This window comes from Aquimarina mytili (assembly GCF_016735115.1).
In the GTDB taxonomy this organism is placed as follows: domain Bacteria; phylum Bacteroidota; class Bacteroidia; order Flavobacteriales; family Flavobacteriaceae; genus Aquimarina; species Aquimarina mytili.
This window is the reverse complement of the sequence record NZ_JAERQJ010000002.1, coordinates 44,243-64,392: the sequence shown is the minus strand read 5'-3', so window position 1 is coordinate 64,392 and position 20,150 is coordinate 44,243. Positions and strand designations below refer to the sequence as shown.

The following is a 20,150-nucleotide window of genomic DNA, read 5'->3' as shown; positions in this document are numbered from 1 at the left end:
AACCAAAAAGTAATTTCATATTTTTAATAGCAAGTGGTAAGAATACAAACAAGTTGATATGCAAAGTGATACAAATCTTGAGTCTTTAGTGATTAATCCAGTGTCGATCGATCAGGCCATCAAAAAATTAGAATCTATTATTCAATGGTCAATAGATCATTCTAACCGTGTTGGCTATTTTACTAGTTTATATTTACGAGTTACCCAAACCGTTAAAAGTAAAATAGGAACAGGATATTTTGATAATGATGAACGACTTGAAAAATTAGATGTTCAGTTTGCGGCACGCTACTTCAAAGTCGTAGAACAATTTCAAAATAATGATCCTGGGCTACCCAAAGCATGGGCAATAGCTTTTAATGCAATACACAATGATGAGTTACTTATTGTACAACACTTGTTATTGGCTATGAATCCTCATATTAATATTGACTTGGGAGCCGCCGCTGCAGAAATAGCCCCTGGAGATGCTATTCATGATTTACATGATGATTTTCAAAAAGTTAATACTATTCTTTCTTCTATAATGCCAACGGTTCTAGATGAATTAAGTGCACTATCACCATTGTTACATTTATTAGAAGATATAACAGAACAAAAAGAAGAAGCCATCATTAATTTTAGTATGAAAGTAGCTCGAGATTTTGCATGGAAGCTTGCAGTAGAACTGGCCCCTCTTTCTGAACCAGATAAGCAGGTGATTATCGAACATAAAAACATTGGTATTGCTAAGTTGGGTGAGAAAATTATTGAACCTGGTTTTATGGCAGAATCTATCTTAAAAATTATTAAGGCTGTAGAAATAAAAAATGTTGATCAGATTATTGATACTTTAAATGCAGGAAACGAATTATACGAATTAACAGAACAACACGATGTGATCTTAAGTCCTGAAGCCTTACAGAAAGCACCTAATCAGATATATTACTTTCAAACAGCGATGGGAACCTGGACAGGTGATTTTAATTTTAAGATAAAAAGTTGGTCAAAAATGTTCGGTGCTTCGATTAGTTGGAAAAACAAAATGCTACTTACTATGATGGGATTATTTCAAAAAATAATTGGAAATGCTACCATCAAATCGATTATTACTACTTTTCCAAATCAAGGAAAAGCTGGTGTTGCGAAGAATGATTTTCGAATTCATAGAGGGTGGTTTACTCTTTTTGTTTCTAAGGAGGATTATATTTTATCGCCTAATGGGAAAGGTGTTGCGGTAGATGCTCATGTTCGTTTTGGTCCTTTTTCATTTTTTTTTAAAGAACATGATGTTTATCCTGCCGTAATCTACGAAAATGGTTTTAAAGCATTGTATCATATTGATTTGTTGGGAACAAAATTCATTGGTGATTACACCGTTCGGGCTGATCAAAAACAGGTGTATTCTGTCTTAGAAAATGATTGGGCAAAAGCAGAAGAAACTTTGAATAAGCAATAAACCGTTAAACGCTCGTTTTATCTCTGTCTCTTCTTTTACTATTTATTTTCTTGCTTTAAATCTTTTAGCAAGCTAAAAGCGAAATATCCAATCATTAACGTTGCTATACTGATGCATGCCCACATAAACCATGATTTCTGCCAAAAAGGAACAGGTTTTTCTACTATAGAATCTTTATCTTGATTCTGTTTTACTGAGATAATACGCGCCTCCGGTAAATTCCCTGAAATCTCTGCGCTAAAATATTTGAGATCATAGTTCGGTTTGTTTAGATTTTTATCTCCAGAGGTAATGGCATACGTTTCACCCTGTTTTAAATCTGCAGCTACGAATACAGGTATTTGAAAAAATTGAATAGATGAAAATGTTAATTGAGGATTGTCTTGATTTTCTATTTCTATATATACTTCTTTTTCAAAAAATGATATGGGAGGAAATTTAATATTTTGATCAGAGCTAATCGTGAAATTTGCAATATGGTGTTCGTATGTTTCTACCTGATGCTTTACTTCTCTTGTCCTCAGGGTGTAGATTCTGGCTTTACGATTGTATAATTTTGGCTCGCTAATATTGAATTTTAATTGATTAATGATTTCGGGAGCGTTGAAAACGACATGTATTTTGGTCTTTTTCTCTTTAACTAGTTTAGCACTACTTGTATTTTTTACAGAGATTTCTTCTAATGGAGATTTCAAGATTTTTGTAGTGGCCGTTCCGATTTTTAAAAGATTAATTGGCAATGAGGTACGGTCGTTAAAAATTAGTTTCAGGTATTTATATGAGCACAATGGGAAATCTATTACTTTATAAACACTGGTTGCAGTAGTACTCTTTATAGCGTATAAATTTTGACTATTTACCAATCCGAACCACTGTTTTTGGTCATTACTCCCTTGCAAGCTATACGTTTTGTTGCCTTCATAATTTGCAATAGAAAGTACTGCTTTATTGATTTTATCATTTGGATTGATAAAGATATAGGTAGTAATTGAATCTGGTAGGCTAACTTTAGAAATGATCTCAAATTCTGAAAAATTAGATATTTGGGTCTCCTGATCATCGGGATATACAAAATAAGGTACCTGCTCTCCTTTACTATCCCATATTCTGAAATCGCTTAGGTCCTCCTTAGAATATGAACGAACGTCATGTAAAACTTTAATTTTATACAGCCCATCACTCTTAACCTCAGATAATTTACCCTCAATTTGGGGTTGTTGTGCACTTATTATCCCAGTAAGTAACAGGAATAAAGGTCTAATTGATTTGATCATCTTCTTTGGTTTTATCTTCTTCAATTACTAATCTTTTTATTTTTTGATATACGAATGAAATCACTAAAATAAGTACTCCCAGTAAAATGAAAGCTATAATTTTTCCTGTTTCTGATACATTACTGATATCATAAATGAATAACTTCAAAATGGTAATCCCTAGTAATGTAAGCGCTATAATTCGTAACTGCTTTACCTGTCTTTTGATTCCGACTATTAAAAATATAAATGCCAGTATTCCCCATGCGACGGGCAATCCTGTTTTGATAATCTTGTATCGTGCATCACTAATATTCATAGTAGCCAGGTTTTCTCTCATATAATCTGTATCCGTTTCTCCATAATCTGAAGCAAACTCGTTAATTTGATCTGTAGTAACTTCTAAATTCATAAGTTGCAATCCATGTAGTATGACTTCTGAACTTAAAATAAAAACAATTAAAAACGAAACTCCCCAAATCATGAATGAACGGCTAAATTTAGACTGTGTAGATTTTCTTTTATTCGTTTTGTATATGAGGTAAAAGAAATATACTATTAATACTAACGAAATATAGTGAAAGTAAAAAGCCAATTTACCTCCTTGTTCTAGGATGAGATTTTCTTTTAGTTCTAAAAAAGGAAGTCTAGAGAAGATGAATGCAAAAGCTACGACATTAAATAATGCAATATAATTTATTAATATATCCTTAGTGCTCTTATCACTTTTGTATAAGAAGAAGCATAAAATTGCTGTAAATAATAAGTGATATACAATTGGAAAAGTATTTGCTACGTGTGCTTCAGAATCGAAATAAATATGTGCTTGATATCCTACTTCAAAAATACCTACCAAATAGCCTGTAAAAATAGCTATGATTATAATTATTTTTTTGTAGATAATCGGGTTAAATGATAATAAGAATTTACTGGGTTTATTTTTCTCACTTCGTAATATATACCCCACTAAAACCAGCGAAGCAATAGCCACTATACCCGTTATAAAAATAGGATTAAGTATGATAGATAGGATTTCTTTTTTAAGTAAATAAAACTTAACCCAATCTATCCATAAACTGAATAACATTAAGATCTGAACAAATATCGACGCATATCGATAACTCTTGATACTAGATTTTTGACCAAGCCACATGAGTAGTACAGCTTCTGCCGCCCAAAACAACGTAATATAATTACCTTTAAATTGTATAGGTATAGCCAGGGTAATAAAACTTAGGGCTAGACCAATCAATAGATAAACAGCCTTTTTATCCAATCCAAATTTCTTATACAAGAACGATGCAAATGCAATGTTAAATAGTGCTAATACAGCTGTAAAAAGTCCTGAAAACTCTGAGTGATAGCTTGAAAGTACAACCATACCCACTGTATAAAATACAAATGTATTAATCGATACTATCGTTAATTGTGCTATAGAAAAGGCGCCTTTGGTTCTCATATTATTTATGATATTGATAATCATAAACATGATATAGAATATAAACCCAAAAACTAATGCGCCTAAATAATGTGGTTCTTCTATACCCATTTCTTGTATCAACCATCCTACAAATAAAAGTGTAGTAAAAATAAAGGCAAGAATATTTACTAAAGTCCATCTTTTAAAATAGGCTAATGCCAAAATACCAATATTCAGAATTGCTATATAGCTAAATAGTACAATGTAATTACCACTACCCGTACTAATCATAAAAGGAACTGCAAAACCACCAATTAGTGATAAAACGGCCAATTCTATGCGATTATACGATAAGGATAACAAACAACTAAATGCAGTAATCAATACCATAATAATAAATGCTACGGTTTGGCTAAATAGTTGGTATTCATGAAATGCAATAGCAATAGTAAAATAAAATACCGCTATACCTCCTGAAACCAGAACTGAGCTAAAGGCTGCATATTTTTTTCGTAATCTATGTGCGATACCAATAATCAAACTACCTACTAATACACCAATACCAACACGAGCCGGTTCATTTATCCAATCTTTATTAATGGCATATCGCACAAAATAGCTAATCCCTAATACTAAAATCAGAACTCCTAATTTGTTAATTAAATTCTCACCAATAAATTTTTCTAAATCGGGATTCTTTTCTTTAAAGCGTTTCCAAAGCCCAGGTTTTGGTGGCTTAGGTGGTGTAATCGGCTTTTTTAGAATCGGTGCTGTAGTTTTATCTGAGGTAGCTAACTCGTTCTCCTTTTTAACAGGAGATAGAGGTTTTGGAACATTGGTAACGGGAGTTTTTTCCTGAATTGGTTTTTCTTCTGATACAGGTGGTAAAGGTTTTGTTTTAGGTTCTTCCCTTACGATATCTTTCTTTTCTTCTTGGGTAGCAGTGATACCTTCGATCTTAGATTTTTGTAATTTATTGAGTTTTTCTTGAAGTATTTTTATGTCTTGATGCAGCTTGGAAATTTTTGACTTAAATGTCATTTTATGATGAAGCAACATTATAATAATCAGAATAAGTAAAAAATATTCCATATAAGTTTAATTGGTTAGTTATTTCTTACAAATATATGTCTATTAATTTATTATACATATTACGTGTGATTCTATAGTGTATGATCTAAGGAAACATCAAGTGTCTTTATATAATCTAATGCACTTTATTGATTAATAGAGAATTAGAATGACTTTTGTCGTTGAATTTTTTAATTCATCGAAGATTGATTATATTTTTACTCAAAAAACCGATGCATCTTACCTATCACTTCGTATTTTTGGTTTATGAAAAGTATTAAGGATACTCCCTTTTATTTAGACGCTATACAAGTACTTAACTATGATTATGGCGAATTCTATTTGTTTGATAGTTTTGTTGTAGGCGAGGTTCATAAAGATATTGTCTTTACATGGAAAGATCACGCCAAAGCCGTGGTTGAAGAAATAACTAGTCTTTATGATCAAAATGGAAAAGACTTAGTCTATATAACCAATCGTATTAATCAATATTCTGTTGTTCCTAGTGATTGGTTACATTTCTTTAAATATAGCTATTCACTAAAAGGATATGGTATTGTTAGTTATAACCAAAAAGGAATGCTCAATACCGTTTTTGAAAAATTATTTATGAGAAGTAAACTTCAAAATTTCGACAATCTAAATGATGCTATTATTTGGGCCAGAAACCTTAAATCTAAGACTAAAGCTGCTTAAAAGTATATTACCGCATTATAAAAGAGCCGTTGACCCTTCCTCAGTTACTCCAAAATTAATACTGGAATATCTAATTTGTAAACCATTTGTTGAAGAGAAGACTTAATTTGATGTTTTCGCGAAATACAAAACAATTGCATATTTGTTCTGGATACATACGAAGTTATACCATCTAACGCATTTGTTCCTTCAGAAAATATGTAAGATACCTTTTCTTTAGTATTCCTATGTTGTGGTATATTTTTCTTAGTATTTTTCGTATTACGAATACTAAAAAATCGTATAGGATTTGAATTTTTCTGGTTCAAATCATTAATAATTTCTATACCATCTTTTTGTAAAACATCGCCATACACTCCTAAGGATGTATCATCATAAGAATAAAATTTATCGTCCTCTCCAGCAATTAAAACATTGGCCGGGCATTCATTCAATAAAAACTTTGTTATTCCATTACTTAGAAAGTTAACAAGTTTAGACTTACGTCTACCTAATAAAACGATATCCGGTTTTGTTTTAGAAATTTTTTCTTGGATTGCATTTTTAATATTGCCGTAAGCTATTTGAAAAGTAATCTTTATGTTTTCTTCCTTTTCTATTTTTCTAACCATTGTTTTTAATCGTTTTTGTGCTCGACGAGAATCTTCCTGTATAGCTCTTATAGCAGAAAATTGATTTTCATAATTAACTACATCTGCAGGAGCCTTAACATAAAATACTTCAATTTTACCTCCGATTGCTTTTGCCAATTGTGCAGCATTTTTTAAGATAGTCATTGATGATTTGGATAAATCTGTTAGCGCCAACATTCTATATTTAGTAGAATCCATAGTAGTTAAATTTAAATTAGGTTAGAATCAATACATATTTATCAATAGGTTTACTTTATAAATATAATACATTTACTATTAATATATAATAGTTTAACTTTTGGTTAATAAAATTATAACATGTTTACTAGGATTTCTACAAAGTGTTAATCTCTTCTAAAAATGATACATATTATTCCATCTGTGGTAGGGTAATTTCTTTTTTAGCTGTTCATTTATAAATCAAAAAATAATAGTACTAAGTGTAACAAAAACAGAGGATAAAAAGCATAACATTTTTTTTTAGTTTAAATATGTCACGTTTTTCTTTTTATGACCTTATAGTGATAAATGAATAAACAATTGAACTGTTTTTTTCTTAGTCATTATAGTTTTAATAACTCTATATCCTTTGTAGGTAAACACCAAACTAAGAATGGAACATAAAAACTTTGGATTAACTCAAGCATCATTCGAAAAGCTCATAGCTGATCTAAAAAGGAATGATACTTATTTTTTTGAACAGGTATTTCTTAAACAGTATAAAGAAACTATGAATTATCTATGTCGAGAATATAAATCTAGCCATGAGGATGCATATGATGCAACTATGGATGCTCTGATTGAATTTAGAACACGATTTGTTGACGGAAAGTTACAGTATGGAAACTTACGTTTTCTATTTACCAAGATAGCTTCTCAAATGCTATTTAGAAACCTTAAAAAAAATAATACAACAATAGATGGTACAATATTACTTGCTGCAGAAGAAGATATTGAACCAACAACATCTATTGAAGAATTAGGTCGACTTAATAAAGCATGGCAGATACTAGGAGACTCTTGCAAACAATTACTAACATGGCATTTCTATGGAAAAATGAAATTGTCTGAAATTGCCGAAGAAGCTCAAAAAAGCCCCGCAACGATAAGAAAACAAAAAGAACGTTGTATCAAAAAACTTAAAGACCAATTTGGTCTAAAAACAATATTAAAGTCATGAAGAATAAATTAAAAAGACTTTTAGACCCAAATATCTCAAAAGAAGAAGAGGATCAAATTTTTGAGGAGGTTCTAAAAAGAAAACACGATGAAGATTTAAGAACAAAGTGGCAAAAAATGCTTTCTAATGATTACGGCATCACAAGAAACAGTATTAACTTAAAAAGGAAAAAAGATACTTCTAAGTACATAAAAGTAGTTTTAGCTGCAGCTGCTTGTATTGCATTAATAGTTACTCTACAATTATTTACCTCTGTAGAATCTGACCCTTACGTAATAGCCCAACAATATCTAAATGATCAAGAAATACTTCATCCTGGTGCTTCTAAGGGCATTACCGATGAAAATCATAATAGAATATTAGCTATACAGGCTTTTAATACTAAACAATATTCATTATCAATCAAATATTTTCAAAGTATCAAAGCAGAAACTAAGGAGGATAAATATTATCATGGGTTGGCATTTTTATTAAATGATCAATATATCGAAGCGATACAACTATTTGAGATGATTAACAGTAACAAAGGTCCATTTAGGCAAGAAATAAATTGGTATCAATCCTTAGCTTACGTATTAAACAAAGAAAATACTAAAGCCGGGATACTATTGAAACGAATTAAGAACTCTGATTGGAATCATATAAAAGCTCAGGAATTACTAAAAAATATAAATAAAGAGTAAGTAACAAACAATTTCTAGTTCATGTCAAACCTTACTCCTATCTAAATTAAAACCGCGATATCTTTAAAATTATGAAAAAATTGAAGTTTTTTTTAATCGTTATTTTAGTATTAATAGTTATATCACCGATTTTAGGTCAACAAAATAATAGTATTTTTAATACTATAGTTGAACCAGTTAATCAATATAGAGATGATGACGACGATGATGATGACGATGACGACGATGAGGATGAAGACATCATCAAACATCCTTCATTATATTTTGTAACACTATCCCCTACTATTAGTCAAGCGGAAGTCGATATTTTATTAGATGAGTTAAATTCTGAAGAAATTTGGTACCGACCAGAAATTAATCTTAGATTGTGGAACACCGTAAGTTTTCCGTATATCTCTGCACAGGGACAAACAGTAACAAATATAGATGGACAAGTACAGGGAGCCGAAGGAAAGACTGAGATCGATGGTGCTACGTTTAATATTGGACATATTATTCCCGCGCAACCTTTAGATATCCCTGGCTTTTGTTTCGATACTATACTTCCTCAATATGCTACTGGAACCAACCCTATTAAAATTTCAATTTTTGATACTGGTATTGTTCAAGCCTCTGGAAGCTTTCCTGGATACTCATTCTCAATCCCCCAATATACTGGATATGACTATATAGATGATGATAAAATCCCAGAAGATCTTAATGGTCATGGCACTCATATCGCGGGTCTTATACATCATTTATTAAGCGCCCAGGGACCTGCTTCTGTAGTATCATTTGATATACGAAAAACTCATGATAATCTAGGACGTGGATTTATCTCTAATCTTATTCCGGCCATCTTGGATGCTGTAAACGAGGGGGCAAATATTTTAAATTTCAGCTTTAGCTACCAAAATAAAAATGTAAACCCAACAGGTAGACCTCTAAAATTAGCAGTAGATTATGCAGAACAAATGGGCGCTATGGTAATCGCAGCGGCTGGTAATACAAATGAAAACAATGATACCGATCCAATTATATCATTTCCTGCCTCTTATCCCAATGCTAACATCTTGTCTGTAGCCTCAATAAGTTGTAAAGACAATAAGCTAAGTAACTTTAGTAGCTATGGCCAATATTCTGTGGATGTAGCATTACTAGGCGAAAATATTCCCGGTCCTGGGTTAAACGGAAATGTAGCTTATCAATCGGGAACTTCATTCGCTTCAGCAAATGTAACAGCTTTGGCAACAATACTGGCTACACATCAAACCACATTTGATTATCAAAAAATTAAATGTAGTTTGATCAATACCTCCACAACATCATCAGATTTTTTTGAAAAAGTGGTAGCTAATGGGATTATTAATTTCCCAGCTGCATTTAATCAACTAAGTAATGGTTGTACAACAAGAATTAATACATCCAATGGAGCTGTCGTCCCAAAACCTAAATTTATGTTTTACCCTAATCCTTTTAATGAAACATTACAACTAGAGATAGATAAAAATATAGAAAAAAAGGCAACTGTTTCAATTTTTAACCAAACGGGGATATTAGTATCAAAAAACCGATATATTCTAGAGCGAGCAAGCAACATAATTAATATTGCGCAAACTCAACAACTACCTCCTGGGACATATTTTGTAAAGGTAGTTACCGGGAATAATGCACTCACCCAAATTGTTGTAAAAAGATAAAACCTCAATATTTTTTTATTAAAAAGGGATATACAATATAAAGTATATCCCTTTTTAAATATTTAATAATTTACGGATAATCGCAAAAAATTAACGTTTCACTATATTAGTAGTTCAAAATTTAGTATTGTAAATAAGCAGTGCCTACTTAATTCTTGATTATGATTTTGAAACCTTGTATGGTTATTACAGTTGGTTGTTTTTTTCTCGTTTCTTTATCATGGGCAACACTCCCCGATGATGATTATTTCAGAAAACACTATGAAATCATAAATCAAAATATTGTAGAAGGACGCTACCAAGATAATCTTGAGTTGATTGAAGAACTAATTAAGCAGCATGAATATCAAGAATTGGACTGCTATTATAAAGGAAAAATTTTACATAAAATTGGTGTGTCTTATTATCAACTCAATCAAGAATTAAAGGCCATACAACATTTTAAAGATCAGGTGTTAAGTATTTGGGGAAGTTGCCCTCAAGTTCCTCCAGCAGAAAAAGCAAATACCATATATAATATTGGTATTTCTTACCAATACCTTAATAAGATGGAATCTGCTAAGCTTTATTTAGATAAGGCACTCTATATCTTCGAGAATGATCCGCAATACCCTCATTCTAAACTAGCACGTAAGTATCATGGTATAGGTAAATTTTATAAAAATCTAAATGACATTTTTCGTGCAGAATTGTATTATAAAAATGCAATCAATTTATATAAACAACAGCAGCAAACCGAGATAAAACAATTTGAAGTATTAAACGATCTTATTGTGATGAATAATAATTTTAAAGAATATGGAAAAGCAAAAGAATCTCTTTTAAATGCACTATCTATTCATAAAAAATTCCCTGATTTAATACCGGAACTCAATCTGGCATGGGTATATCTAAATGCTGGTACTACGCATCTTGAATTAAAAGAGTATAAAGAAGCAGAGCAAATGGCTCAAAAAGCTATTGCAATATTAGATAATGATAAAGAACCATATTATCATGCGATTGGACTAGAGTTAATTGCCATGATACAATTAGAAGAAAAAAAGTATGATCATGCTGAAGAAAACCTTTTAAAATCACTTAGTTTAAGAAGAATAATGGTTCAAAAAGGAGAGAGTGAACAATCTCTTGTTCATGCCTTTGAAAATCTTAGTGATGTATTAATTACTAAAGGGGATCATGAAAAAGCTAGTGCATATCTTTCTGAAGCCTTTAACATCATACTTCCTGCGGGTCATTTTGATGAAAATCAATTGCCAATCATTAGTAAATCAAAAGCGCTTGATGATTCTCATTTAATTCGATTGATAGCATTAAAAGTAAAAATATTTAAGACTAAGTTTGAAGCATCTGGTGACATTGCATTTCTAAAAAAAGGTCTTATTGCGAAGCATAAAATCGATTCTGTAATCAACCGTAACTTGTTTTCATTTCAATTCGAACAATCTAAATTAGATTTTTTGAATCTAAAGTTTGAACATTATGGGAAAGCTGTTGAGGACGCTTTAACGCTGCATCGAATTACTGGAGATCGTTTTTATCTTGAAGAAGCTTATTATTTTTCTTCAAAGACAAAAGCTATTGTATTACAATATGAGTTAAACCAAGCCAATGCTTTTCAATCTAATGTATCTCCAGAAGTTGCGAAAAAAGAAAAAGCCCTACGTGAAGAAATGCACATTCAACAGGCATTATTAACAGAAGCAACTATTAAAGATCAGGATTCTCTTCTTCAAACATACACCAAAGCGCAATCTGCTTTGGACAGCTATCTCAATGAAATCGAACAAAAAGAGCCAGCTTATTTTAAAGAAAAATATGCATTTATTCATCCGCCTAAATTAAATGAGGTCCAAAAAGACTTGCCTAAGGATATGGCTGTGATCGAATATTTCGTCTCAGAGAATAAGATTTATGGATTCTGGTTAACACGAAATAGTTTTTTTCCTGTTAGTATACCTTATACTCAAGAGATTAAAACCGCTTTAAATAATTTTATTAATCAGTGTCATGATCCTAATACTAAGGTTTCGCAAAAGATTTCTGAAATGATCTATGAGAAGTGCCTCAAAAAGGGACTTAAAGAAATCGATAAGGATATAAAACGACTATGTATTATACCCGATGGGCAATTACATAAATTACCATTCGAAGCCTTAATCAACGGTAGTAATCCTGCTAAAAAATATGTGATAGAGGATTATGCAATCTCCTACTCCTACTCTATAGCTTTATTATTTCGTGAACATCAAGACGTTGCACTACAAAACTATATCGGTTTTGGTGCCAAATATAGTAATCAACTCAATAAAAAATTGAAAGAGAGCAAGCAGTTTTTTGGGAACGAAAGCCTGATGCAGCTTGCATTATCTCATGAAGAAATAAAGAGAGGCGCTGCTATTTTTGACGGAAAAACATTTATCGATAATGAAGCTTCTTTAAAAAACTTTTTAAAGCATAGTCCTAAGGCCGATATTATTCATCTTTCATTGCACGGCCTGGTTGACATTAATGATCCGGGAAGATCTTGCATTATTTTTGATGATCATCAAGAAGACTTTATACTTTCTTCGCAGGATTTGTATGGAAATCGGTTACAAGCAGATTTAGTACTCCTAAGTGCTTGTCATTCTGCAAGTGGAAAAATCTATAGCGGTGAAGGGGTACAGGGAATGAGTAAATCTTTTCTTTTAGGTGGAGCCCGAAATATTTTATCTAGTTTATGGAATGCTTCCGAGGCAAGTTCTTTGGCTATTACTACTTCATTCTTAGAATATGTACATGAAGGTAAGCCAATAGATCTGGCATTACATCAATCCAAGTTAGATTATCTTTCAAAAATAGAACCCAACAAAAAACATCCTTACTACTGGGCTAATTTCATACTTTTAGGCGAAGTTGGTACTTCACAAGATCCTACAAATCCCATTATTTGGGTTCTCATTGTTGGTATTTTTCTACTTATCTTTTTTATACTAAATACTCCAGAAACCTGGATTAAAAGATTAAAACTCTAGGTTAACACTTCTTCTAACAACTTATTTTTAGTGGTATTTCAGCTTTTACAATAAAAAGTTGAACAAAGTTTGTCACGCTTTACCTTTTTATCTCTTATAGCTATACATAGAAAAGTTTAACTATTAAGATATTATTGCAGTGACTACACTAAAAACAACAATTGTATTATCCTTATTCTTCTTTGTTCAAACCATAATTGCACAAGAAGATCTAAAATTATGGACAGGACATAGTGCACAGGCCAAACTTACAAAAGAATGGAGATTAACAGTTGGCCAATTATTATTATTTAGCCAAGAACCATTTGAACTATCTTCACTACAAAATAGTGCAAGTATTTCTTATAGGATTAGTAAAAGAACACGAGTTGGTTTGGGATATATAAGATCATCAGATCCTTTTGACCCAGATCAGGAGGCTAGAAATAGAATAACAGGCCGTTATAGAAAAGATTTTAGATTAGGTAAACTACGTATTGCAAATAGCTTTAGAGCAGAATGGCATTTTCCCGAAAGAAGCAAATTCGAATATCGTTTGCGTTATGGGTTTCGTATTCATCGTGGTAACTGGGGTTTACCCCTTAAAACTACTCCATTCATCACGAATGAATTCCATTATTACCTTTCGGGGAGACCATTCCAATATCGAGATGAATTAGGAGACAAAGTAATAAAACAATCCCCCAACGGACTCCATGCACACAGAATTACTTTGGGAGTACGTTTTAAGCCTTTTAGAAGAGCAAATGCTAGCTTAAGTTACATGAGGCAAACCGAGTTTAACATTGGTAACAAATATAGAAGAATCAATGTAGTAGATCCTAGAAATGGTAGAGTTAAAAGGGCATTTAGTAATTTTTCTGTAGTGATGTTTCGATTTTCATATCAATTAGATTTAAGAGAGAAATTTTCTAAGCTTACCTCTATAGGAAGTAAAGCTTCAAAACGTCGTCGCAACAATAAAATGACATCAATATAAAATGATCAGAAATTAATTTTAAACCAATTTAAATATTTATTTATGAAAACTATCAAGAGATCTAACATCTGTAAGAATGTAATAAAATATCAGGTTGATGAAAAAATAATTAAAAAGTATCAACCAACTGCAGGAGATGTAGCAATTTTTGAAGTAATAAGTATTGGATCTTTAAATGCGATCCAAGACTTCGAGGGTAGAAACTGTTACATTTTTGAAGGAGACAAAATCATGCTGGCATTTGGCAATCGATATGCAAGTAATCAATTTGAAGGATATGTATCCAAAGAGTATCAAGAAGAGTATGACTTACTAGGAAAAGGTGGTGTCGCAGGCACAGTGGTTTCGATGTTTTATAAGCTTGAATTAAAAGGACCTACAAAACTAAAACTAGTAGGGTATGCAACCCATAAAGAAGGTGCAGTAATCAATACCATCTATGATCATAGAAAACCTGTAAAATTCAACCCAACTAAAATAAGAAATTATAAAACGATTTTATCAATCGGATCTAGTATGGATAGTGGTAAAACCACAACAGCGGCTTATTTATGTAGAGGGTTAAAAACATCAGGATATAAAGTCGCTTATATAAAACTTACAGGTACGGTTTTTAATAAAGACAGGATGTTGGCTTATGATTGCGGAGCTGATTTTGTCAGTGATTTTTCAGAATTTGGTTTTCCATCGACTTATTTATGCTCTACAGAAACCATTATGGATTTATATGAAGCCTTATTATCTGATGTTTCGAAAACAGAACCAGATTATGTAGTTATTGAAGTTGCCGATGGATTATATCAAAAAGAGACACGTGCACTACTCAACCATTCTTTCTTTACAGAAACTATAGATCATGTTATTTTATCATGCTGTGATAGTTTAGCTGTAAATAGTGGTGTACAGTTGTTATCTCCTATTTTTGGTGATCGTTTGTTTGCTTTAGCCGGATTATTTACCGGTAGTCCCTTATTAGTTGATGAAGTTCAAAACTTACATTCTACTCCAATTCTTACCTTAAGTAAACTATTACAATCTGATCTTTTGGTTAATTTGTTGTCGCAGGATGTAGATGTGGCAGTGTAAATGCAATATTTCTTTAAAATAGTAACGCACAAAAAGGCCTCATCATGATATATTCACAAAAACAAGCTATATTAATAAGCGTATTGATTATACTATTGATTCTGTCTCCAGTAGTAGAAAATTGGGCTAGTAAACCAAAAGATAATTTTCCATTATCCTACTACCCTATGTTTTCTAAAAAACGAAAAGCTACTTATGGGTTATATTACTTTGTTGGATATGATTCTGTTCAAAATCGCTATAAAATACCCTACAAAATATCAGGCACAGGAGGTTTTAATCAAGTACGAAGACAAATCAAAAAAGCAGCACGATCAGGCAGAGCAGATGTAATCACACAAGAAGTAGCAGAACGAGTTGCCCTAAAAAAGGGATATCCATATTCTAAATTAAAAAGAATTGAATTGGTTAAAGGGTATTATCATTTAGAAAGATACTTCTCTAAACAAGATACATTACCTGTACATGAGAGAAAATTGGCTTGTTATAAAATCGAAAAATGATGAATGCATACTTAAAAAAGATACAAAATCACTGGTTTATTAAAGTAACTCCACAACGACTTGCATTGTTGCGTATTGCTACTGGTTTATTCAGTTTATGGTATATAGTTTCGCGTTTTGGAATGCTACAAAGAATGGCTAAAAGTAAAGAAGCTTTTGATCCCATTGGAATATTAAGCTGGATGCGTGACCCTCTCTCTCCAGAAGTATTTTGGTGGATAAGCATAGGAGTAATTCTATTAAACATAGGTTACATCATAGGATGGAAATTTAAATACACTGGTCCTGCATTTGCAATTGTAGTGTTATTGTTTTTTACCTATCGAAATTCGTGGTCTATGATTTACCATAATCGAAATGCACTTATAATACATATTGTTATACTTGGATTTGTGGCTTCTGCAGATGCATTATCCTGGGATTCCTTTAATAGGGTTAAAAGAGGTTTTAAGTTACCCAGAGCGCATTGGCAGTATGGATGGCCCATTCAACTTATTTGTGCTGTTACTGTTGGGGCTTATTTATTGGCAGGAATAGCTAAACTTGCAGGTGACCTTGCTTGGGATTGGGCCACAGGTAGTGCTATGAGGTCTCAAGTAGCCGTAGATGCCATACGTAAAGAAATGTTAGGTTCTGAAGCCGCTCCCCTATTCGACTTTTTATTTGAGCATACCTGGTTATTTCTTGGAATGGGTATTTTAACCTTTATTCTTGAGCTGGGAGCACCACTGGCTCTTGTTAAAAGAAGATGGGGAATGATCTGGGCAACACTAACCTGGATGATGCATTGGGGGATCTTTTTTATCATGGGTATACGTTTTCGTTATCAAATGACTGGGTTAATTTTTCTTTCATTTTTTGATGTCGAAAAGTTATGGAAACCATCTGATAGAAGGGCTATAATAACCTCTTTAAAAGAGGATGCGCCCCAAAGTACCCCAAAACCGATAATCCTGTTTGATGGAGTTTGTAATTTATGTAATGGTTGGATTCAATTTATTCTCAAAAGAGAGCGAGATCCCTTATATCTGTTTGCATCTCTACAATCGGAAAGTGCAAGAGTAGTGTTAGGAAACAGAAACCCTGTGCCTCAGAGCCTTTCATCTATTGTGCTCATAGAAAATGGTATAGTGTATCAAAAGAGTGATGCAATATTACGCATCTGTAGCAATTTAAAGCTTCCATGGCCTTTGGCAAAAGCTTTATATATTATTCCGAGGGTCTTTAGAGATCAAATCTATAACATTATTGCTGCAAACCGCTATCGATGGTTTGGAAAGAAGAATCAATGTGTGTTACTACAACCTGATCAGCAATATAGATTCTTAGACACATAGTTATTGTTTGTTATGTAAGTAGGTGGGCCAAACTAAATGGTTTTAGAATGTCTTTTTAAAGGTTTGGCCTTCCTCACAACATATTTTAAGAATTTTTAAATACATGTTATGTCATATACTAAATGGAGCATCATTAATACCTTTGCCGCTAAAAACATAATTTTAGTCACATTAACCCTGTTTACTGGTCTTTTATACAATGTACTAACCATTCTTATCCCAATTAGTATTGGTAAGTTTTATGAGCTTAGTTTTGGGTTTTCTTCACATCGATTGGCTGCATTTAAATTTATTCCTTTTATGGATGCTCCAGATTTTAACTCATTTCTAGTTTTTTTCTTCTCGCTTGTGATATTACGACTACTTTTTGAGTATTTAAATCGTTTTGGTATTGGACTAATTGGTGAACGTTTTAGCAAAACCTTAAGGGAACAACTTTTTACGAATCAGTTACAAATATCAATGGATGTATACGATAAAAAAGGAATTGGAAAATACTTGTTACGATATAGTGGAGATTTAAAGAGTATTCAAAATTATATGAAAAATGGATTGATTCGGTTTGCTCAAGATGTAGTTTTGCTAGGTATTGTTGTAGTTGCAATTGGGTACTTTGATACACTTTTGGGAGTCATTATTGCTTGTTGTATTCTTATTTCATCACTGGTGCTTTGGGGTATCAACAAAGCGTTATATACGGTTTCTTTAGAGAGACGTAATAAACGTTCTGGGATGTTAAGCTTTGTAAATACACGTTTACGAGGTATTATGGCTTTGAAAGCTTTTAATAAATATCGCCCTGAAGAAAAACGGTATCAAAAAAGGTCTGATAACCTTTACAATATAGGTAAACGTTATGTCAAGATTGTAGCATTTTTGCAAGCTATTATTCCAGCGATTACTTACGGTATGCTTGGGATTATTATGGTGTATGTATTTTCATCTACACATGACGACATTACCAAAAGTTTTCAAGGTGCTTCTTTATTGGTCTTAATTTTATTAATTATTTCTATTCTTCCTGTACTTCGCCGTAGTTTACGTGTGAGTATTATCTGGAAATTAGGAGATATTTCATTTAGTAAGTTGATAGCCATTTTTAGTTTACCTAAAGAAAATCAGCTACCATTTGAGGAGATTGCCTTAGGACATAAAGAGATTATTTTTAAAGATGTGATTTTTGGTTATCCAGATACTAATAAACCAGTATTTAAAGATTTAAAACTCTCTATACCTCCTCAAAATACAATATTGTTTCAGGGCAAATCAGGATCAGGAAAATCCACATTCATCCGTTTGTTATTAAAACTAATGTCGCCTAGCAAAGGTCAGATTTTGTATGGGGATCATTGTTGTAGTGAGCTTTCAGAAAAAACCATAAGAAAAAATGTTGCCATAGTATCCAAGGATTTTCCATTATATGGAAGAGATGTTTATGAAGCCATTGTATATAATAGAAAAGAACATAATAAGGAAAAAGCAAAATTTCTATTAGAGCACCTGCAGCAGCACGAAGATGCCAAAAATCAATTACAACTAGGTAGTAAAATTGGTGACATGGGGTGCAATCTTACTTCTGGACAACAAAAAATATTGATGTATTGTAGAGCTTTGCTTACCAGAAAACCAATTTTAATTCTTGAAGAACCTTTAAAAGAACTTAATACCAAAACTCAAAAGCTTTTATTGCATATGCTTAAGAGTATTCAAGACCAAAAAACATTGATTTTACTAGATGATCATAAGGTTCAAGGATTTGATATTGATAAGGTACATTATTTCTAAGGATTCATTTTTTTTTAGATGTCCAAAGTATCTTCCATAAAATTATATAATGCATACATTTCTTTTTTACCGGCCTCTCTTCCTAAACGACCAGCAAAATAAAGTACAAACCAAATAATAAAAAGAGAGATCATAGAAACTATTGGAAATATTATGGGGTTGCCTAAACTTAAGCTAACATATAACCATATTCCGGCAGTCGTAAATAATCCGGCTACAATGAAGTGTAGAAACATAAAGAGTGTCCAAACGGTTGGACTAGGTCCAAAAAGTCCTTTTAGCGTTGGTTTATCTTTATCTGTATCATAAATTTCTAAATGTAATTGTGGAGACCAAAAATGTTGTTCTTTTTTTGGGAAACGTATAAATACATGGTGATCTATACGACTAATTTTAAACTCTCGACAAGTTTTACCTTTTCTTTCGAAAGCCTCCAGAGCTCTTTCTGAAGATATATCTAAATCTTGAAAAAATCGGGGGCGTAAAACAATATCTTTTGAGATTTTCATAAGTGTAGTTATACACCAATTTTAATCTCTTTTTTATTGGTAATCAATGACTTTTATCAGTTTTGATAAAACTACTTAGGTCATAGTTTTTTCATTAGTTAAAATAAAAGAAGAAAACATCATTCTAATCCCGAATTGAACCAAAAATTAATGGGTTTAAAAGGTTTTTGATTTTTTAGTTCTATTGATCGTAATTCGGGTCTAGGTCTTCTGTCTCTGCGAGGAGCTTCACTACTTGGTCTACTCCCATCACCACCTCTTTGTACTTTATCTATACGGCCATTGCCAAGAGAAGGTTTTTCAAGCTTTCCGGATACGACTCCTATGGATAATTTTGATACATCAAAAGGTTCTTCTGAAATTCGATTTTTTGGGATCTCGATTGTCAATTCTATTGTTATATTATCGTTTTGACGTAACGAAGCATTAATATTCAAATTATTCAATAAGATATGGAACTGCTGTACTTGATCAAAGTTTCCATACGTTGCTTGTTGAGGTATTTTTTCTAGTATTGACTGCAAATTTATTTCTTCCGCCTGCTCTTTTTGAACATGTATATGGTTAACGTTCGACTTCTCCATTTTTAAAGGATAATTAACATACACATCTCTATTTTCTTTTCCGTTTATGTCAAAGTATACCGTTGTACCAAGAAAAAGTAACTTTTTAATTGTTTCTTCATGAGAAGTACTAAGCTTCAAGTAAATTGTAGTTTCATCTTGTGTTACTTCATGAGAAATAAATTCGTTATAATCATTTGAATTTAGTCTTATAGTTGCTCCTGCAAGACTATAGATCATGAATAGACATAAGAAGATTGGTTTCATTAGATTCATGTTATTATGATTAAGTATACCAAAGACGAAAACAAAAGAAAAC

16 protein-coding genes are annotated in these 20,150 nt (G+C 32.1%); 11 read left to right on the top strand and 5 right to left on the bottom strand.

Features of this window, described 5'->3' with window-relative positions:
- Positions 1-58: 58 nt before the first annotated feature.
- Positions 59-1,438, top strand: a complete 1,380-nt coding sequence (locus JJQ60_RS05080) for a DUF5995 family protein (protein WP_201917363.1) — start codon at positions 59-61, stop codon at positions 1,436-1,438.
- 38 nt (positions 1,439-1,476) lie between these two features.
- On the opposite strand, the gene JJQ60_RS05075 is transcribed toward JJQ60_RS05080, so the two are convergent.
- Both JJQ60_RS05075 and JJQ60_RS05070 read right to left on the bottom strand, forming a co-directional pair.
- Positions 1,477-2,712, bottom strand: a complete 1,236-nt coding sequence (locus JJQ60_RS05075) for a hypothetical protein (protein WP_201917361.1) — start codon at positions 2,710-2,712, stop codon at positions 1,477-1,479.
- Positions 2,696-5,203 (bottom strand): DUF2339 domain-containing protein, encoded by a 2,508-nt coding sequence (locus tag JJQ60_RS05070; RefSeq protein WP_201917359.1) that lies wholly within the window; start codon positions 5,201-5,203, stop codon positions 2,696-2,698. Before JJQ60_RS05070 ends, JJQ60_RS05075 begins: the two co-directional genes overlap by 17 nt.
- 246 nt (positions 5,204-5,449) lie before the next feature.
- Between JJQ60_RS05070 and JJQ60_RS05065 the strand changes: the two genes are divergently transcribed.
- Positions 5,450-5,878, top strand: a complete 429-nt coding sequence (locus JJQ60_RS05065) for a hypothetical protein (protein ID WP_201917357.1) — start codon at positions 5,450-5,452, stop codon at positions 5,876-5,878.
- 44 nt (positions 5,879-5,922) lie between these two features.
- On the opposite strand, the gene JJQ60_RS05060 is transcribed toward JJQ60_RS05065, so the two are convergent.
- Complete coding sequence (locus JJQ60_RS05060) at positions 5,923-6,708, bottom strand: universal stress protein (protein WP_201917355.1); 786 nt, start codon at positions 6,706-6,708, stop codon at positions 5,923-5,925.
- A gap of 415 nt (positions 6,709-7,123) precedes the next feature.
- Here JJQ60_RS05060 and JJQ60_RS05055 point away from each other — a divergent pair, with 415 nt between their 5' ends.
- From JJQ60_RS05055 to JJQ60_RS05015, 9 genes are all read left to right on the top strand, one after another.
- A complete protein-coding gene (locus tag JJQ60_RS05055; RefSeq protein WP_201917353.1) occupies positions 7,124-7,690 on the top strand; it encodes an RNA polymerase sigma factor in 567 nt (188 codons plus the stop codon).
- The gene (locus JJQ60_RS05050) at positions 7,687-8,373 is read left to right on the top strand and encodes a tetratricopeptide repeat protein (RefSeq protein WP_201917351.1); all 687 of its coding nucleotides are present in this window, start codon (positions 7,687-7,689) and stop codon (positions 8,371-8,373) included. Before JJQ60_RS05055 ends, JJQ60_RS05050 begins: the two co-directional genes overlap by 4 nt.
- Positions 8,374-8,444: 71 nt before the next feature.
- Entirely contained in the window at positions 8,445-10,052 is a 1,608-nt protein-coding gene (locus tag JJQ60_RS05045) for a S8/S53 family peptidase (protein ID WP_201917349.1), read from the top strand.
- Between the two features lie 161 nt (positions 10,053-10,213).
- Positions 10,214-13,069 carry a CHAT domain-containing protein gene (locus JJQ60_RS05040; protein ID WP_201917347.1) on the top strand — a complete coding sequence of 952 codons (2,856 nt, stop codon included), beginning with the start codon at positions 10,214-10,216 and terminating at the stop codon, positions 13,067-13,069.
- 139 nt (positions 13,070-13,208) lie between these two features.
- Positions 13,209-14,048: a DUF2490 domain-containing protein gene (locus tag JJQ60_RS05035; protein WP_201917345.1), complete on the top strand. Its 840-nt coding sequence runs from the start codon at positions 13,209-13,211 to the stop codon at positions 14,046-14,048.
- Between the two features lie 42 nt (positions 14,049-14,090).
- Positions 14,091-15,134 (top strand): P-loop NTPase family protein, encoded by a 1,044-nt coding sequence (locus JJQ60_RS05030; RefSeq protein WP_201917343.1) that lies wholly within the window; start codon positions 14,091-14,093, stop codon positions 15,132-15,134.
- Positions 15,135-15,178: 44 nt separating this feature from the next.
- Entirely contained in the window at positions 15,179-15,637 is a 459-nt protein-coding gene (locus JJQ60_RS05025) for a hypothetical protein (RefSeq protein WP_201917341.1), read from the top strand.
- Positions 15,637-16,974, top strand: coding sequence for a DCC1-like thiol-disulfide oxidoreductase family protein (locus JJQ60_RS05020; RefSeq protein ID WP_201917340.1), 1,338 nt, complete (start codon positions 15,637-15,639; stop codon positions 16,972-16,974). Before JJQ60_RS05025 ends, JJQ60_RS05020 begins: the two co-directional genes overlap by 1 nt.
- A gap of 108 nt (positions 16,975-17,082) precedes the next feature.
- Complete coding sequence (locus tag JJQ60_RS05015; RefSeq protein WP_201917338.1) at positions 17,083-18,759, top strand: ABC transporter transmembrane domain-containing protein; 1,677 nt, start codon at positions 17,083-17,085, stop codon at positions 18,757-18,759.
- A 14-nt stretch (positions 18,760-18,773) separates the two neighbouring features.
- On the opposite strand, the gene JJQ60_RS05010 is transcribed toward JJQ60_RS05015, so the two are convergent.
- Positions 18,774-19,268 carry a GTP-binding protein gene (locus JJQ60_RS05010; RefSeq protein ID WP_201917336.1) on the bottom strand — a complete coding sequence of 165 codons (495 nt, stop codon included), beginning with the start codon at positions 19,266-19,268 and terminating at the stop codon, positions 18,774-18,776.
- A gap of 119 nt (positions 19,269-19,387) precedes the next feature.
- Positions 19,388-20,098: a hypothetical protein gene (locus tag JJQ60_RS05005; RefSeq protein ID WP_201917334.1), complete on the bottom strand. Its 711-nt coding sequence runs from the start codon at positions 20,096-20,098 to the stop codon at positions 19,388-19,390.
- Positions 20,099-20,150: the final 52 nt, after the last annotated feature.

Coding starts and splice junctions, on each gene's coding strand:
- JJQ60_RS05080 (WP_201917363.1), top strand. CDS start 59: ATGCAAAGTGATACAAATCTTGAGTCTTTAGTGATTAATCCAGTGTCG.
- JJQ60_RS05075 (WP_201917361.1), bottom strand. CDS start 2,712: ATGATCAAATCAATTAGACCTTTATTCCTGTTACTTACTGGGATAATA.
- JJQ60_RS05070 (WP_201917359.1), bottom strand. CDS start 5,203: ATGGAATATTTTTTACTTATTCTGATTATTATAATGTTGCTTCATCAT.
- JJQ60_RS05065 (WP_201917357.1), top strand. CDS start 5,450: ATGAAAAGTATTAAGGATACTCCCTTTTATTTAGACGCTATACAAGTA.
- JJQ60_RS05060 (WP_201917355.1), bottom strand. CDS start 6,708: ATGGATTCTACTAAATATAGAATGTTGGCGCTAACAGATTTATCCAAA.
- JJQ60_RS05055 (WP_201917353.1), top strand. CDS start 7,124: ATGGAACATAAAAACTTTGGATTAACTCAAGCATCATTCGAAAAGCTC.
- JJQ60_RS05050 (WP_201917351.1), top strand. CDS start 7,687: ATGAAGAATAAATTAAAAAGACTTTTAGACCCAAATATCTCAAAAGAA.
- JJQ60_RS05045 (WP_201917349.1), top strand. CDS start 8,445: ATGAAAAAATTGAAGTTTTTTTTAATCGTTATTTTAGTATTAATAGTT.
- JJQ60_RS05040 (WP_201917347.1), top strand. CDS start 10,214: ATGATTTTGAAACCTTGTATGGTTATTACAGTTGGTTGTTTTTTTCTC.
- JJQ60_RS05030 (WP_201917343.1), top strand. CDS start 14,091: ATGAAAACTATCAAGAGATCTAACATCTGTAAGAATGTAATAAAATAT.
- JJQ60_RS05025 (WP_201917341.1), top strand. CDS start 15,179: ATGATATATTCACAAAAACAAGCTATATTAATAAGCGTATTGATTATA.
- JJQ60_RS05020 (WP_201917340.1), top strand. CDS start 15,637: ATGAATGCATACTTAAAAAAGATACAAAATCACTGGTTTATTAAAGTA.
- JJQ60_RS05015 (WP_201917338.1), top strand. CDS start 17,083: ATGTCATATACTAAATGGAGCATCATTAATACCTTTGCCGCTAAAAAC.
- JJQ60_RS05010 (WP_201917336.1), bottom strand. CDS start 19,268: ATGAAAATCTCAAAAGATATTGTTTTACGCCCCCGATTTTTTCAAGAT.
- JJQ60_RS05005 (WP_201917334.1), bottom strand. CDS start 20,098: ATGAAACCAATCTTCTTATGTCTATTCATGATCTATAGTCTTGCAGGA.